This window comes from Streptomyces sp. B8-7 (genome assembly GCF_058833805.1).
The window spans coordinates 600,415-615,323 of sequence record NZ_JBYRRL010000002.1 but is presented as its reverse complement, the minus strand read 5'-3'; the positions used below and the strand labels follow the sequence as shown (position 1 = coordinate 615,323).

14 protein-coding genes and 1 tRNA gene are annotated in these 14,909 nt (G+C 71.2%); 11 read left to right on the top strand and 4 right to left on the bottom strand.

Annotated features, from left to right (window positions below; genetic code table 11):
• Positions 1 to 38: 38 nt before the first annotated feature.
• From AC5K6T_RS11405 to AC5K6T_RS11375, 7 genes are all read left to right on the top strand, one after another.
• Positions 39 to 248 carry a hypothetical protein gene (locus AC5K6T_RS11405; RefSeq protein WP_099202101.1) on the top strand — a complete coding sequence of 70 codons (210 nt, stop codon included), beginning with the start codon at positions 39 to 41 and terminating at the stop codon, positions 246 to 248.
• A complete protein-coding gene (locus AC5K6T_RS11400) occupies positions 232 to 744 on the top strand; it encodes a DUF6879 family protein (RefSeq protein WP_493208127.1) in 513 nt (170 codons plus the stop codon). The genes AC5K6T_RS11405 and AC5K6T_RS11400 overlap by 17 nt, the downstream gene beginning before the upstream one ends.
• Complete coding sequence (locus AC5K6T_RS11395) at positions 741 to 1,574, top strand: helix-turn-helix domain-containing protein (protein WP_493208125.1); 834 nt, start codon at positions 741 to 743, stop codon at positions 1,572 to 1,574. Before AC5K6T_RS11400 ends, AC5K6T_RS11395 begins: the two co-directional genes overlap by 4 nt.
• Positions 1,575 to 2,067: 493 nt before the next feature.
• Positions 2,068 to 2,205, top strand: a complete 138-nt coding sequence (locus AC5K6T_RS11390) for a hypothetical protein (protein WP_169748831.1) — start codon at positions 2,068 to 2,070, stop codon at positions 2,203 to 2,205.
• 14 nt (positions 2,206 to 2,219) lie between these two features.
• On the top strand, positions 2,220 to 3,407 hold the full coding sequence (locus AC5K6T_RS11385) for a cupin domain-containing protein (RefSeq protein WP_493208123.1): 1,188 nt from the start codon (positions 2,220 to 2,222) through the stop codon (positions 3,405 to 3,407).
• Positions 3,404 to 4,309 (top strand): aldo/keto reductase, encoded by a 906-nt coding sequence (locus AC5K6T_RS11380; RefSeq protein WP_493208122.1) that lies wholly within the window; start codon positions 3,404 to 3,406, stop codon positions 4,307 to 4,309. The genes AC5K6T_RS11385 and AC5K6T_RS11380 overlap by 4 nt, the downstream gene beginning before the upstream one ends.
• The gene (locus AC5K6T_RS11375; RefSeq protein ID WP_493208120.1) at positions 4,290 to 5,144 is read left to right on the top strand and encodes a hypothetical protein; all 855 of its coding nucleotides are present in this window, start codon (positions 4,290 to 4,292) and stop codon (positions 5,142 to 5,144) included. The genes AC5K6T_RS11380 and AC5K6T_RS11375 overlap by 20 nt, the downstream gene beginning before the upstream one ends.
• Before the next feature lie 21 nt (positions 5,145 to 5,165).
• On the opposite strand, the gene AC5K6T_RS11370 is transcribed toward AC5K6T_RS11375, so the two are convergent.
• Together AC5K6T_RS11370 and AC5K6T_RS11365 are read right to left on the bottom strand one after the other, a co-directional pair.
• Positions 5,166 to 5,867 carry a recombinase family protein gene (locus AC5K6T_RS11370; RefSeq protein WP_493208119.1) on the bottom strand — a complete coding sequence of 234 codons (702 nt, stop codon included), beginning with the start codon at positions 5,865 to 5,867 and terminating at the stop codon, positions 5,166 to 5,168.
• A 273-nt stretch (positions 5,868 to 6,140) separates the two neighbouring features.
• Positions 6,141 to 6,225, bottom strand: a tRNA-Leu gene (locus AC5K6T_RS11365).
• 139 nt (positions 6,226 to 6,364) lie between these two features.
• Here AC5K6T_RS11365 and AC5K6T_RS11360 point away from each other — a divergent pair.
• Positions 6,365 to 7,696, top strand: coding sequence for a DUF2254 domain-containing protein (locus AC5K6T_RS11360; protein WP_493208117.1), 1,332 nt, complete (start codon positions 6,365 to 6,367; stop codon positions 7,694 to 7,696).
• Between the two features lie 150 nt (positions 7,697 to 7,846).
• Here the strand turns inward: AC5K6T_RS11360 and AC5K6T_RS11355 are convergent, their stop codons facing one another.
• Complete coding sequence (locus AC5K6T_RS11355) at positions 7,847 to 8,794, bottom strand: beta-ketoacyl-ACP synthase III (protein ID WP_493208115.1); 948 nt, start codon at positions 8,792 to 8,794, stop codon at positions 7,847 to 7,849.
• Positions 8,795 to 9,232: 438 nt separating this feature from the next.
• On the opposite strand from AC5K6T_RS11355, the gene fdhD reads away from it, so the two are divergent.
• Positions 9,233 to 10,099, top strand: coding sequence for a formate dehydrogenase accessory sulfurtransferase FdhD (gene fdhD, locus AC5K6T_RS11350; protein ID WP_493208113.1), 867 nt, complete (start codon positions 9,233 to 9,235; stop codon positions 10,097 to 10,099).
• Between the two features lie 173 nt (positions 10,100 to 10,272).
• Here fdhD and AC5K6T_RS11345 read toward each other — a convergent pair whose 3' ends face one another.
• Positions 10,273 to 11,313, bottom strand: a complete 1,041-nt coding sequence (locus AC5K6T_RS11345) for a bile acid:sodium symporter family protein (RefSeq protein WP_493209297.1) — start codon at positions 11,311 to 11,313, stop codon at positions 10,273 to 10,275.
• Positions 11,314 to 11,537: 224 nt separating this feature from the next.
• Between AC5K6T_RS11345 and AC5K6T_RS11340 the strand changes: the two genes are divergently transcribed.
• Complete coding sequence (locus AC5K6T_RS11340; protein WP_493208111.1) at positions 11,538 to 12,413, top strand: LysR substrate-binding domain-containing protein; 876 nt, start codon at positions 11,538 to 11,540, stop codon at positions 12,411 to 12,413.
• 580 nt (positions 12,414 to 12,993) lie between these two features.
• A complete protein-coding gene (locus AC5K6T_RS11335; RefSeq protein WP_493208109.1) occupies positions 12,994 to 14,820 on the top strand; it encodes an AMP-dependent synthetase/ligase in 1,827 nt (608 codons plus the stop codon).
• The last annotated feature ends 89 nt before the right edge of the window (positions 14,821 to 14,909 follow it).

The following is a 14,909-nucleotide window of genomic DNA, read 5'->3' as shown; positions in this document are numbered from 1 at the left end:
CAGGCGGCCCAAACGGATCCAGAGCAAGGGGGTTTGGCATGTCCGAACGTTCGGCACTCACCCGGCTCACGGGCAACGGCAACGGCGAGTGCGGAGAAAAGGACTGCCCGAACGTGTACCGCACGGCCACCGGCTCGTTCGTGGTGCAGGGCGACGTGTCCGACGCCTTTACCCCGCCCACCGGGGAAGGGCTCGTGGAAATCCCCGAGGCGGTTCTCAGGGAGGCGTTCCGTGCACTTGGATGGTGACGCGTGGAATGACTGCTTCGATTCCATGGAGCGTGAGGCGTGGCGGCTGGAGACGCTGCCCGTCTACACCATGCCGCAGGAAGCGGAGAAGCTGAAGCGCTTTCTCGCCGGGGAGAATTCGCCGGACGATTACACCTCGGCATGGATGGACGAGGTCCGGCAATGGACCTCGGAAGGAAAGCATGTCGGCAGGGTCCACGTCGTAACACGCCCGCTCTCGGATTACCTCCGGTTCGAGTTCGAGTATTACTACCGGCATCACGTCAAGGCGGGCGAGGATATTCGTATCCTCGACCTCACCGACCGAGAGAACCCGGGCCTTCCGGATCAGGACTTCTGGATGTTCGATGACTCCAAGGTGGTCCTGATGAACTACCGGGAAGACGGGACGCAGATAAACCGGGAACTATACGAGGGTGATCCCGAGTCATACCGGCAGTGGAAGCGGATTGCCATTGCCGAGTCGGTTCCATTCCTGGAGTACGTGAGCGGGTGACGTTCGACCCTGAACAGTTGGGGCAGCCGAAGCAAGAATTGGCCGCCCTGCTGAAAGAACTACGCAAGCGAGCCGGCCTCACTGGGGACCGGCTCGCTCGGCGTTGCAACATGTCCCAATCGAAGATCAGTCGGATCGAGAACGGGAAAGCGCAACCGAGCCTGCTCGACCTGGAGAGAATCCTCCGGGCTGTCGTTGCTCCGCCCGAGGTCATCGAGGAGGTCATTGCCCTTGCGAGGCTGGCCAATACCGAGTGGCAAGACCTGCGCTCGCTGCGGCGAAGGGGGTTGGAGAAGAAGCAGACCGAACTTGCCGCGCTTGAATCCTCCTCCACCGAGTTCCGCTTCTTCCTGCTCTCGATGATTACGGGACTGCTGTCCACTCCTGAGTACATCCGGGCCAGCCTTGCCCATTCACCGGCTGATGTCACTAAGACGATCGCGAGGAAGTTGGAGCGGCAGGAGGTTCTTTACGACACGAAGAAGCGGTTCACCTTCATCCTCACCGAACAGGCCGTGAGGTGGCCAATCCTGCCCCCGGCCGCGATGGCGATGCAGATTGACCGGCTGGCCTCGTTGACCCACCTGCCGAATGTGAAGCTCGGTGTCATCCCAATCGCGGGATACAAGCCCATGGCTCCGATGGACACCTTCACTGTCTACGACAACACCCTGGCCACTGTGGAGAACACCACCGGAGTCGTGTTCCTGAGAGATCCACGCGACATCGAAATGCATTTGGAACTGTTCTCGACACTGGAGGGGTACGCGCTGTTCGGGGCCGAAGCGCGAGCCTTGTTGACGGAGTGGGCTGCCGCCTGCCGTTCATGATCTTTAGTCCATGACGGGAAAGAACTACACAGCCGCCACTTTCTGGGCCAATGATTTCCCCCATGACAGCGACCGAGCGAAACGAAGAGCGGGTGCGTTACGGCGTAGGTCGGGGGCTGGAGTACCGGCGGACGTTCGGCCCTGATGGTGGTGTGCGCTCGTGACGGGGCGCATGACTCTGCGGGTGTCGTACGACGGCGGCCGGACGTACGGCCCGGTTCGTGAGGTGCAGGTGGAGCCGCGCAATGCGGTGATCCTGGGTTCGCCGACCAAGTACCCGCCGTGCGGGTGCCCTCGGTGCACGGGCCGCAGTTCGTTGCCTGCCAGTGCTCCCCGCCCCGTCGCGGTGGAGCCGAAGGCGACGTGATGCGTGGCGTGCGTCCTGGTTCTCGCCGGAACTCTGGCGATCCGGTAGCCGCCGCACTCGCCGCTGTCTCCCTTTGCTTCCTGCCGAATTCCCGGCGGGAGTCCCCGAGAAGAGAGAGGTAGTCCGATGGTGGAAGAGAACACCACTTCGGTGGCCCCCGAGGGGGGTGGCCTGCTCGTCGCGAAGCGGAAGATCGTGGCCGCGCGCACCCGCGCCGAGCAGGAGTCTGACGTCAGCAGTGGCCGTTCCGACGGCAACGACTGACGGGAGCGCCCACGTTGCTTGATGCAGCCTCGTGGGCGGGGCGTCTGGGCGGGGACACGTTCCTCGCCCAGACGTACCACCGCTCCTACGCGCACTTCCCCGGGGCCGCCGACACGGCGGGCCTGTTCTCCTGGGATGACCTGAACCGGATCATCGCCACGCAGCGGCTGGAGCCGCCCCGGCTGCGCCTGTCGGTCGACGGCGAGATGGTCCCGCTCCACCGCTACGCGATCCCGACCACGAACCGCCGCGCGGTCACCTGGTCCCGCATCCAGCCGTCCGACTTCCACGGCCAGCTCAGGGACGGGGCGTCGCTGGTCCTGGACGCGGTGGAGAAGATCCACCCCGCCGTGGGGGCGGCTGCGGAGGGACTGGAACGCTTCCTCGGGACTTCCGTGCAGGCCAACGTGTACGCCTCGTGGACCGAGCGGGAGGGCTTCGGCCGGCACTGGGACGACCACGATGTGGTCGTGGTCCAACTGCACGGCTCGAAGCGGTGGCGCCTGTGGGGGATGACCCGTGAAGCGCCCACCTTCCGGGACGTGGAGTCGCCGGAGGAACCGGAGGGCGTCCCGGTGGCGGACCTCGTTCTGTCCCCGGGTGACGTGCTCTACCTGCCGCGCGGCTGGTGGCACGCGGTCACCGCTGACCAAGGGACGGAATCCCTTCACCTCACGTTCGGGATGGTCCCGCACACGGGCGCTGACCTGATGCTCTGGGTCGTCGACCAGCTCCGGGCGTCCCTCGCGCTCCGCAGGGACATCCCGCGCTTCGGCTCGCTGGTGGAACAGTCGGACTTCACCGACGCCGTACGCCGTGAAGTGGCCGACATGATGGCGGACCCCCGCCTCGTGGAGCGGTGGGCAGAGTCGATCGACACGACGGACCTGGGCCACGCGATTCCGTCCCTGCCCTACGTGGACGGCCTCCCCGCACGGGGGGAGATCACGGTCAAGCTCACCACTCCGAGGGGCCGCCTGACGGCGAACCGCGAACAGGGCACGGTCACCTTCTCGGCGGCCGGTACCGCGTGGGACTTCGCCGAGTCCGCCGCTCCCGCGCTGGGCACGCTGCTGACCAACCAGCCGACCACTCTGGGGGAGATGGCCGACTCCGCCGGGCTTGAGGTCAAGGAGGTGGCCGAACTGGTCTCCATCCTCATCGAGGGCCACGCCGTCGCAGTAGTGGGGACGGTGCTGTGACCGCCGCGCTCTGCCTGGGGACATACCGCGTGCGTGCCGTTGCTCAGGCGGCACGCACCGCCCTGGCCGCCGGTAGCCCCTGGGTGGACACGGCACCGAACTACGCCCGTGGTCGGGCGCATGAGAACCTGCGCCCGGTTCTCGGGGAGTACCCGACCGTGCGGGTAGCCACGAAGACGGGGTTCTTCACCGAGGAGCAGGGCGGTACGGCCCTGGCTGAGGGCGTGCTCGCCCGGGAAGAGGCGGCCGGTAGACACAGCCTTGAGCGGGGCTTCGTCCGCTGGCAGACGGAGCGGTCGTTGGCCGCGCTCGGGCGCGTGGACCTGGTGTTCGTGCACAACCCGGAGCACCACGGGCACGGCCTTGACCGTGCCGTTCTGCACGGGCGTGTACGGGAAGCCTTCACGGCGCTGGAAGAGTTCGCCCATGCGGGCAGGATCGGCGGGTACGGCGTCGCCACCTGGTCGGGCCTGACCTCCGGAGCGCTCAGCGTGCCCGAGTTGCTCACGCTCGCCCGGCAGGCGGCCGGTTCCGCCGAGCACCACTTCACGGCCTTGCAGATGCCCGTCAGCCTGATCATGGATGCCCCGATCACACAGGCCCTGAACGGCGGCGGACCACTGGTACAAGCGAAGGACGCAGGGCTGATCACCTTCGGCTCCGCTCCCCTGCACGGGGGCGAACTCCTCGACGCCATGACACCCGAACTGGTGAACCTCATCCGCCCCGGCCTGTCGGCCGCAGCCGCTGCCCTGCTGGCCCCTGGCTCGTGCCCTGGCCTCGATGTCGTCCTCACCTCCGCGAGCACCCGCGAGCACTGGGACGATATGGCCAAGGCTCTGGCTGCGCCGCTGACGGCCCGGGAACTCAGGAGGGTGACGGATGAACTCGCCGGTGAATGAGGAGGTGCAGGCCCTGATGGAGGCCGCCCACGACCGGGCGGCCAAGGCACTGGGCCTCACCTGCACGGGGCCACTGGCGTGGGGCTTCCTCGGTGTCACCCTCGGACGCCGAGCGGGGGACCGGTGGCTACGGGTCAGCCGGACGGCGAAGAGGAACGCGGGCAGGAAGGCGGGGGAAGGCATCGTCGGCGCCTCGGAGCTGGTGCCTGACGGCGTGCCCCGCCCCCACCTGTACGCGGTGCATGACTGGACTGACGGCGAGTGGGCCTTCGAGTCGGAAGTCCTGGACTACCTCACGCAACCCATCGTGTCCCCCGACCGGGCCGACATCGACCACGACCCGGGGTTGCCTGACGAGTGGTGGGCGGACCTTCGCCAAGCCCTTGCCCTCCTCGCTGAAGCGGAGGGAGTGAAGGCAACCGTGCGGGACGGGTGGATCGAACGAGCCTTCCCCCAGTTCCTCGGCATCCCTGCCCCCGCCACGGTGGAGCGGGTGACCGGTCACGGTGACCTTCACTGGGGCAATCTCACCGCCGCGCCCCTGTGCCTGCTGGACTGGGAGCGGTGGGGACGGGTGCCCTTCGGCTATGACGCGGGACTCCTCCATGCCAACAGCCTGCTTGTTCCCGACGTAGCCGCCCGCATCCGCAAGGAGTTTGCGCCGATCCTCGACACCCCCGCCGGCCGAATCGGGGAACTCGCGGCCCTGGCCGAGATGCTGCAAGCCGTAGCCCGTGGCTGGTACCCCGGCCTTGCGCCCCACCTCGTGGCCCGTGCGGAGGCGCTCACCGGGGTGCGCCCGCCCGTCCCGGTGCACTCCGAGGTGAGCGCCTGACCGTGCCCCTGTGCGCCTGTCTCAGGCGCTCTCACCGATGTGCCGGTACAAGGTGGCCCGGGAGATCCCCAGAGCCTTGGCGATGGCTGTGACGCTCTCTCCCTTGGCGTGCCTGGCACGGGCTATGGCTAGCTTGTCGTCATCCACGACGGAGGGGCGTCCACCGTGGTTGCCCTTACGGGCCGCAGTGTCCAGCCCCTCCAACGTCTTCTCCCGGATACCTTCCCGCTCCACCTCGGCGGCCACCGCCAGGACGGCGAACACGATGGCACCCGCCCCGTTCGGGTCGTACACACCCTGCAAGGGACCGGAGAGCAGTTCCAGTTGGATGCCGTCCGCTTGCAGGGTGGAGGACAACGTCATGAGTTCCGCCGCGTTGCGGGCAAGGCGCTTCATCTCCACCACGGTGAGGATGACGGGCTGATTCGGTGCGGCTGCCTTGAACTCCCGCGCGAGAGTGAGGGCCTTCTCCAGTTCCGGCCGCTCCTTCACGCGGGTACTGGTCTTCTCCGAGAAGACGCGGGTGCAGTCGGCACGGGCGAGTAGATCCAACTGGGACTGGAGTTCCTGCCCAACCGTGCTGCACCTGGCATAGCCCAGTCGTATCGCTGCGCCCGGCACGGCTTCGGCCACCACGGGCACGGGCTCACCCTGCACCCACCGCTTACCGGTGTTGCGGTCGGCCGGGGTCTTTACGGTGAGTTCCGCTTTGAGTGAGGGCACGGCGGGCGTCGAAGATCACGAACGATCTCGACAACCACGAGAACCCGGTAGAGGTCTCGGCCAACGCCCGGCACCACTCGCCGGGCTACACCATGGCGCGGTACGGCAGGCGTCGCGCTGAGGGAGCGAAGAAGCTGGCTGCTTCGAGTGCCAGCCGTCTCGGCCTGTCATCCCTGGTCTGACCAGGAAGTTCGCTCGGCTGTTGGTCACGTGGTTGGTCACGCCACAGCCGGAGAAACAGAAAGACCCCAGATCAACTGGGGTCCCTGCCGGTGTCCGAGGGGGGACTTGAACCCCCACGCCCGATAAAGGGCACTAGCACCTCAAGCTAGCGCGTCTGCCATTCCGCCACCCGGACCAGGTGATGCCGCCCGGCGGGGTGCTCCCCGCGGCGACATGGACAACCATACCAAGCTTTGGGAGCGCCTCTCACCTGCGTATCCGGGGCTGCGGAGCGGGTCCGCCGGACGGGAGGGAGAGGGACCTAGAGTCTCACCATGGGTGACTGGATGACTACCGGCGGTTTGCCGGAGGGTCGACGGCCGAGGGCGCTGTCGCCGTTGCGGGAACATCTGCGGGACACGTTCTGGTTCGCGCCCGCGGCTGCCATGGTGCTGGTCTTCGTGGTGTGGACGGGGGCGTCGGAGCTCGACAGCAGGATCGTCGAGACCCTGCGGGATGCGGAGGAGTACGACGCCATCCGCGACCTGATCGGCATCGCCGAGGACGCCCGGACGGTGGCGAGCACCATCAGCTCGGCGATGATGACGTTCATCGGTGTGGTGTTCAGCATCTCGCTGGTGGCCGTGCAGATGGCGAGCGGGCAGTTCACGCCTCGCGTGGTGCGGTTCTACGTGCGCAGCCGCATCACGAAGGCCACCTTCGCCGTCTTCCTGTCGACGTTCCTGCTGTCCCTGCTCATCCTGACGTCGTCCACCGGCGAGACCGACCCGCGCCGTGTGATCACGGTTCCCCTGGTCCAGTCGCTGCTCATGATCGTCATGCTGGGGCTGAGCCTGGTGCTGTTCGTGCTGTACGTGAACTCGACCCTGCGGCTCATGCGGGTCAGCCATGTCATCGACCGGATCACCGGGGAGGCCATGCGCATGGTCGCGCTGATGCCCTCCGCCGGGGCCTCCGGCGCCGAGGAGGAACTCGGGCCCGTGACGGCGTGGGTGGCGCACCGGGGGCGGGCCGGTGTGCTGCGCGACGTCAACATCTCCCGGCTGGTCAAGGCGGCACGGCAGCGGGGGGTGGTACTGCGGCTGGTGCCGCGGATCGGCGACTTCGTGGTCCCCGGCACGCCGCTGCTCGCCGTGCACGGCGGGCCCGCGCCGTCGGTGCGGTCGCTGAGCTACACCGTGTCCGTCGGCGTGGAGCGGACCTTCCACCAGGACCTCGCCCTCGGGCTGCGGCAACTGGCCGACATCGGGCTGCGCGCGCTGTCCCCGGGCGTGAACGACCCGACGACGGCGGTGCAGGCCCTCGACCGGATCGTGCAGTTCCTGGCGGCGCTGTCCCGTCGGCCGTTGCGCGCCTCGCTCCATCGGGACCGGCAGCGCACCGTGCGCCTGGTGCAGCCGGTGCCCGGCTGGTCCGAACTGGTGGATCTCGGATTCGCCGAGATCCGGGGCGCCGCCATCGGCAGTCCGCAGGTCACCCGGAGGCTCGTCGCCGCGCTCGACGACCTGCTGCTGGTCACCCCCGAGGAGCGCCGCCCGCCCCTGGAGCGCCACCGCGAGCTGCTGGTGGAGGCGGTGGGTCGTGAGGTGTCCGCGGCGGCGGACCGGGCCTTCGCCCTGCAGCCCGACCGGCAGGGCATCGGCTGAGGGCCGTCCCGCGGGCCGCGGAGGGAGCCCCGGCCGCCGCCGAGCGTGCGCGGGCCGCCCTCCGTCGGTGGCCCCCGGCCACGGCCGCACGGCACGGTGGCCTCGCGGCGCGGCCCCGGTCCGGCCCGCGCCCGGTGGGCGTGGCCCCGCTCACGGGCAGCGTACGACCTGGCCCGCGTAGGACAGGTTGCCGCCGAAACCGAAGAGCAGGACGGAGTCGCCGGTGCCGATCTCGCCCCTCTCGACGAGCTTGGAGAAGGCCAGCGGGATGCTCGCCGCGGAGGTGTTCCCGGACTCGACGACATCGCGCGCGACGACCGCCCCGACCGCGCCGATCTTCTCCGCGAGCGGCTCGATGATCCGCAGGTTCGCCTGGTGCAGCACGACCGCGGCGAGGTCCTCGGGGGCCAGGCCCGCCCGCTCGCAGGCCTGCCGGGCGAGCGGCGGCAGCTGACGGGTGGCCCAGCGGTACACGCTCTGCCCCTCCTGCGCGAACCGGGCGGGCTCCCCCTCGATCCTCACGGCGTGCCCCATCTCGGGCACCGAGCCCCACAGCACGGGCCCGATGCCCGGCTCGGCTCCCTCCGGGCTCGCCTCGACCACGGCGGCGCCGGCACCGTCGCCGACCAGGACGCAGGTGGTGCGGTCGGTCCAGTCGGTCACGGCGGACATCTTGTCGGCGCCGATCACCAGCGCGCGCCGGGCGGCCCCCGCGCGGACGGTGTGGTCGGCGGTGGCCAGGGCGTGGGTGAATCCGGCGCAGACCACGTTGACGTCCATGGCGGCGGGCTGCGGGATGCCGAGCCGGGCGGCGACGCGGGCGGCCGTGTTCGGGGAGCGGTCGACGGCCGTGGAGGTGGCGACGAGCACGAGGTCGATGTCGGCGGGCGTGAGCCCCGCCGCCGCGAGCGCCTTGGCGGCGGCATGGGCGGCCAGTTCGTCCACGGGTTCGTCGGGCCCGGCGATGTGGCGGGTGCGGATACCGACGCGGGTGCGGATCCACTCGTCGCTGGTGTCGACCGTCCGGGACAGGTCGTCGTTGGTCAGCACCCCGGCGGGCTGGTAGTGGCCGACGGCGACGATGCGCGAGCCGTGCATGTGTGAGGGACCCCCTTGGCCTCGACTGCGGGATTCACCAGTGTTGTTCGTGACTGATGGGTAGCCCGGCAGGTGAAGGCACAGGAAACAGGCGTCCCGGTTGTCGGCTTCGGTCAGTCGGGCCCCCGCACACCCGCGCGTACCGCCCTCGCGCCCCCTCGCCCCGGACAACGGTTCGCCGGCGCCGCATGGATGTTCCCCGGGATCCGGGATCGGGGGCTGGGGGCTGGGATCCGGGATCCGGGATCCGGGATCGGGGGGCCGGGGGCTGGGATCCGGGATCCGGGATCCGGGATCGGGGGGCCGGGGGCTGGGATCCGGGGCGGGTCCGGGTGCGGCCTCGACGGCCGCGGACGCCGGGCGGCGGGCAGCCGTACGCCGTGCAGGACAATGAGTCCGTGAACCGACGGAACCGGGACCGATGGGCGTAGTGGGCGTATGGGACGAGTCACGGAACGACGCAAGGTGATCCGGATCCGGGACGGCGCCGTCAGCGCCCGCCCCGACACCCTGGTCGCCGAGGAGCCCCTGGAGATCCGGCTGAACGGCAGGCCGCTGGCCGTCACCATGCGCACCCCCGGCGACGACTTCGCCCTGGCCGCCGGTTTCCTGGTGAGCGAGGGTGTCCTCGCCGCGCAGCAGGACCTGCGGAACATCGTCTACTGCGCGGGCGCCACCGACGACGGCTCCAACACCTACAACGTGGTCGACGTGCGGACCGCCCCCGAAGTGACCGTCCCGGACATCACGCTGGAGCGCAACGTCTACACCACGTCGTCCTGCGGCCTGTGCGGAAAGGCCAGCCTGGACGCGGTGCGCACCACGACCCGCTGGCCCGTGGCCGACACTCCCCCGCTGCGCGTCGAGCCCGCGCTGCTCTCGGCCCTGCCCGACCGGCTGCGGGCGGCGCAGCGCGTGTTCGACCGCACGGGCGGTCTGCACGCGGCGGCACTGTTCGGCGAGGACGGCGAGCTGATCGACGTACGGGAGGACGTGGGCCGGCACAACGCCGTGGACAAGCTGGTCGGCCGGGCGCTGCGGGACGGCCGGCTGCCACTGTCGCGGGCGGTGCTGCTGGTGTCCGGGCGGGCCTCCTTCGAGCTGGCGCAGAAGGCCGTGATGGCCGGGATCCCGCTGCTCGCGGCCGTCTCCGCGCCGTCGTCGCTCGCCGTGGACCTGGCCGCGGAGACGGGTCTGACGCTGGTGGGGTTCCTGCGGGGCGGCTCGATGAACGTGTACGCGGGTGAGCAGCGCATCGCGCTGCGGCCGGAGTCCGTGCCGCCCGGGCGGACCGCCCCCGGGTAGGCGCGCCGGCCGGGGACGGCCACGGCCCCGGGTGCTGCCCGGGCCCTGGCCGTCCCCGGCCACGGCGAAGCGCCCGGGCAGGTGCTCTCGGGCGGCCGGGCGCGCTCAGCAGCCAGGCGCGCTCAGCAGCCAGGCACGCTCAGCAGCCAGGCACGCTCAGCAGCCAGGCACGCTCAGCAGCCAGGCACGGGCCGGGCGTCGCCCGAGCCCGCGCCGCCGGCCGGACCGGTCCCGGCGGCCGCCCGGGCCGGGTCGAGCGGGTCGGGCGACTCCGGCGGGTCCTGGGCGCGGCGGCGCGCGATCACCGCGCACACCATGAGCTGCATCTGGTGGAACAGCATCAGCGGCAGCACGGCCAGCGCGGCGTGCGCGCCGAACAGGACGCTCGCCATGGGCAGTCCGGCGGCCAGCGACTTCTTCGAGCCCGCGAACTGGATCGCGATCCGGTCGCCGCGGCCGAAGCCCAGCGCCCGGGAGCCGTACCAGGTCAGCGCCAGCATCACCGCGAGCAGCACGGCCTCGACCAGCAGCAGGCCGCCCAGCCGGAGCGGGCTGACCCGGTGCCAGATGCCCTGCACCATGCCCTCACTGAACGCGGTGTAGACGACCAGCAGGATCGAGCCGCGGTCGACGAGTCCCAGCACCCTCCTGTGCCGGCCGACGAACCCCCCTATCCAGCGACGCAGCACCTGCCCCGCGAGGAACGGCACGAGCAGCTGGACGACGATGTGCAGCAGCGCGTCCGTCGAGAACCCGCCGACGTCCCCGCCCAGCAGCAGCGCCGCGAGCAGCGGGGTGGCGACGATGCCCACGAGCGAGGAGAAGGACCCGGCGCAGATCGCGGCGGGCACGTTGCCCCGGGCGATGGAGGTGAACGCGATCGACGACTGGATCGTCGACGGCACCAGGGTGAGGAAGAGCAGGCCCTGGTGGAGGGGCGGGGTGAGCAGCGCCGGGACGAGGCCGCGGGCGGCCAGCCCGAGCAGCGGGAAGACCACGAAGGTGCAGGCCAGCACGGTGGTGTGGAGCCTCCAGTGGCGCAGGCCGTCCAGCGCCTCCCGGGTGGACAGGCGCACCCCGTAGAGGAAGAACAGCAGCGCGATGGCCACGTCGGCCGCGCCGGCCGCGACGTCGGCGCCGGCTCCGCGCGCCGGGAGCAGCGCCGCGAACCCCACCGTGCCGAGCAGCAGCAGGACGTACGGGTCGATCGGCAGCCGGGTCGGCCGTATCGGGCGGTTCACGTGTGCGGTGCTCTCCTTGCGGTGGGAACCGGGGGCCGGGGGCCCCGGTCCGGGGGCCGGGGGCTGGACCGGGCCCGCGCGGCTCGGCGGGTGCGGGTCCGTCCCGGGTCCATCCTGCCCCGGCGTCGGATCATCGGGAATCCGGTACGCCGGACTCACTGTCATCATGAATCGCGATATCGCGATAGCCTCGGTCCATGTACGACCCCGTCCATCTGCGCACCTTTCTCGCGGTGGCGCAGACGCTGAGTTTCACGCAGGCCGGGCGACGGCTGGGGCTGCGCCAGTCCACCGTGAGCCAGCACGTCCGGCGGCTGGAGGACGCCGCCGGACGGACGCTGTTCACCCGGGACACGCACTCGGTGGAGCTGACCGAGGACGGCGAGGCGATGCTCGGGTTCGCGCGGCGCATCCTTCAGGTGCAGGAGCAGGCGGCGGCGTTCTTCGCCGGCACCCGGTTGCGCGGGCGGCTGCGGTTCGGCGCGTCGGAGGACTTCGTGCTGACCCGGCTGCCGGAGATCCTGGAGCGGTTCCGGCACGACCACCCCGAGGTCGACCTGGAGCTGACCGTGGAGTTGTCGGGCACCCTGCACGAGCAGCTCGCCGCCGGCCGGCTGGATCTGGTGCTCGCCAAGCGGCGGGCCGGAGACCCGCAGGGACAACTGGTGTGGCACGACCGGCTGGTGTGGATCGGCGCCGAGCGGCTGCGCCTGGACCCGGACCGGCCGGTGCCGCTGATCGTCTATCCGCCGCCCGGCATCACCCGGGCGAGGGCGATGGAGGCCCTCCAGCGGCAGGGCCGGGCCTGGCGGGTCGCCTGCACCAGCGGCAGCCTCAACGGGCTCGTCGCCGCGGCCCGCGCCGGGCTCGGGGTGATGGCCCACTCCCGCGGCCTGGTCCCGCCCGGTCTGGTCCGGGTGCCGGACCGCGCCGGCCTGCCGGAACTGGGCGGGGTCGACTTCGTCCTGGTCCACGACCGGCGCCGCGCCGCCGCGCAGGGTCCGGCGGACGCCCTCGCGGCGGCGGTCCTGGCGGGCGGAGTGCGGCCGACGGGGCGGGCGGGGGCGACGTGAGCCCGGCCGGGCCCCGGCGATCCCGGAGCGTCCCCGGCTGAGCCCGGCGTGAGCCCCGGACCGGTCCGGCGTGCCCGCGGCCGGTCCGGCGTGAGTCCGCCGACGGCGCGGCGAATCCGGTGGCGGCACGGCGTCGGCCGCCGTGGTACGCCCAGGCGTCCGGGGCGTCCCGCGCGTGCCTGCCCGGGACACCCCGCGCACCCCGCGAGAAGGCCCGTGCGGACGGTCGCGAGCCGGGTGCCGGGACGGTCGCGAGCCGGGTGCCAGGGCGGCGGAGAGCCGGGTGCCAGGGCTGCCGCGAGCCGGGTGCCAGGGCGGCGGAGAGCGGTGGAGTGCGACGGAGGGGCTGCCTCGGATCGTAGGGATCGCGTGGAGATTTCCGCACGGATTCGGCGGGGGCGCCGACGCGATCCTTACTGGATCGTCAGGAAGCTGTCCGACCCGTCCCTTATATGTGGTTCTCTCTCCGCTGACCAGGTACGACCCGGGCAGGTCCGCGGCTCCCGCACCCTCCCGCGCGCCCGGCGGCGTGAGGTAGCTTTCACGGCGCTGCGGGCGCCGGATCGAGGCGGGAGCGGGATTGCGCGAGTTCACCACCCCTGCGCCGGCGTCGGCACCGCCGGTGGGCGGCCTGGCCGACGCCGTGTTCGAGTACGCCCGGGAGGACCCGGGGCGCATCGCGTTCGGCCGGAGGGACGCGGCCGGGCGGTGGCGGGACGTGACCGCGGCCGGGTTCCGCGACGAGGTGCTCGCCCTGGCCAAGGGCCTGCTGGCACAGGGCGTACGGTTCGGCGACCGGGTGGCCCTGATGTCCCGCACGCGGTACGAGTGGACGCTGTTCGACTTCGCGCTGTGGACGATCGGCGCCCAGGTGGTGCCGCTGTACCCGACGTCCTCGGCCGAGCAGTGCTACTGGATGCTGCACGACGCCGGCGTGACGGCCGCGGTGGTCGAGCACGAGGACCACGCCATGACGATCGCCTCGGTCATCGGCCGCCTGCCCCGCCTGGAGCGGCTCTGGCAGCTGGACGCCGACTGCGTGGGCGAGCTGTACGACGCCGGAGCGCACCTGGACGACGAGGTGGTGCACCGGCACCGGCGCGCGGTCACGCCCGAGTCGGTGGCCACCGTCATCTACACCTCGGGTACGACGGGCCGGCCCAAGGGCTGCGTCCTCACCCACGGCAACTTCATGTACGAGGCGGACACCGTCCTGGAGCGCTGGAAGCCAGTGTTCCACTCCCGCCGGGGCGAGGAGGCGGCCACCCTGCTGTTCCTGCCGCTCGCGCACGTCTTCGGACGGATGGTGCAGGTGGCCGCGGTCCGCGGCCGGGTCCGCCTCGGGCACCAGCCGCGGCTGGACGCCCAGGCCCTGCTGCCGGCCCTGGCCGGGTACCGGCCGACGTTCGTGCTCGCCGTGCCGTACGTCTTCGAGAAGCTGTACGCGGCGGCCCGCCGCGCGGCCGAGCGGGACGGCAGGGCGGGCCCCTTCGACAAGGCCGTCGAGGTCGCGGTGCGGTACGCCGAGGCCACGGAGGAGAAGGCGTGGGGCACCGGGCCGGGGCCGTCGGCGGCGCTGCGCGTGCAGCACCAGTTCTTCGACAGGGCCGTCTACGCGAAGCTGCGGGCGGCACTGGGCGGCCGGATCCGCACCGCCATGTCGGGCGGCTCGGCGATGGACCGGCGGCTGGGCCTGTTCTTCGCGGGCGCGGGCGTACAGATCTACGAGGGCTACGGCCTGACCGAGTGCACCGCCGCCGCCACGGCCAACCCTCCCGAGCGGACCCGCTACGGCACGGTCGGACAGCCGGTGCCCGGGGTGAGCGTGCACATCGCGGAGGACGGCGAGGTCTGGCTGCGCGGCCCCACCGTGTTCCGGGGCTACCTCAACAACCCCGGGGCGGACGAGGAGACCCTGCGGGACGGCTGGCTGGCCACCGGCGACCTGGGACAGCTCGACGAGGACGGCTACCTCACCATCACCGGCCGCAAGAAGGAGATCCTGGTGACCTCCAGCGGCAAGAGCATCTCCCCGGGCGTGCTGGAGGAGCGCGTGCGCGAGCATCCGCTGGTCCACCAGTGCCTCGTCGTCGGCAACGACCGCCCGTTCGTCGCCGCCCTCGTCACCCTCGACCGGGAGGCCGTCGAACACTGGCTGGCGCTGTGCGACAAGCCGCCGCTCGACGACGCCGCACTCGTGAGCGAACCGGACCTGGAGGCGGAGGTGCGGCGCGCGGTCGTCGCCGCCAACACCCTCGTCTCACAGGCCGAGTCCATCCGCACCTTCCGTGTCCTCGCCCGGCCCTTCACCGAGGAGGAGGGGCTGCTCACCCCCTCGCTGAAGCTCAAGCGCAGGGCGATCGAGAAGGCGTACGCGGCGACGGTCGACGCGCTCTACCGGACCTGAGGCCGCGGCGGCCGCGGCGCGGATCGCGTCCCGGACCACGACGGGTCCGCGGATCAGGAATGCGTGCCGGTCCGTGATCGTTGACGATG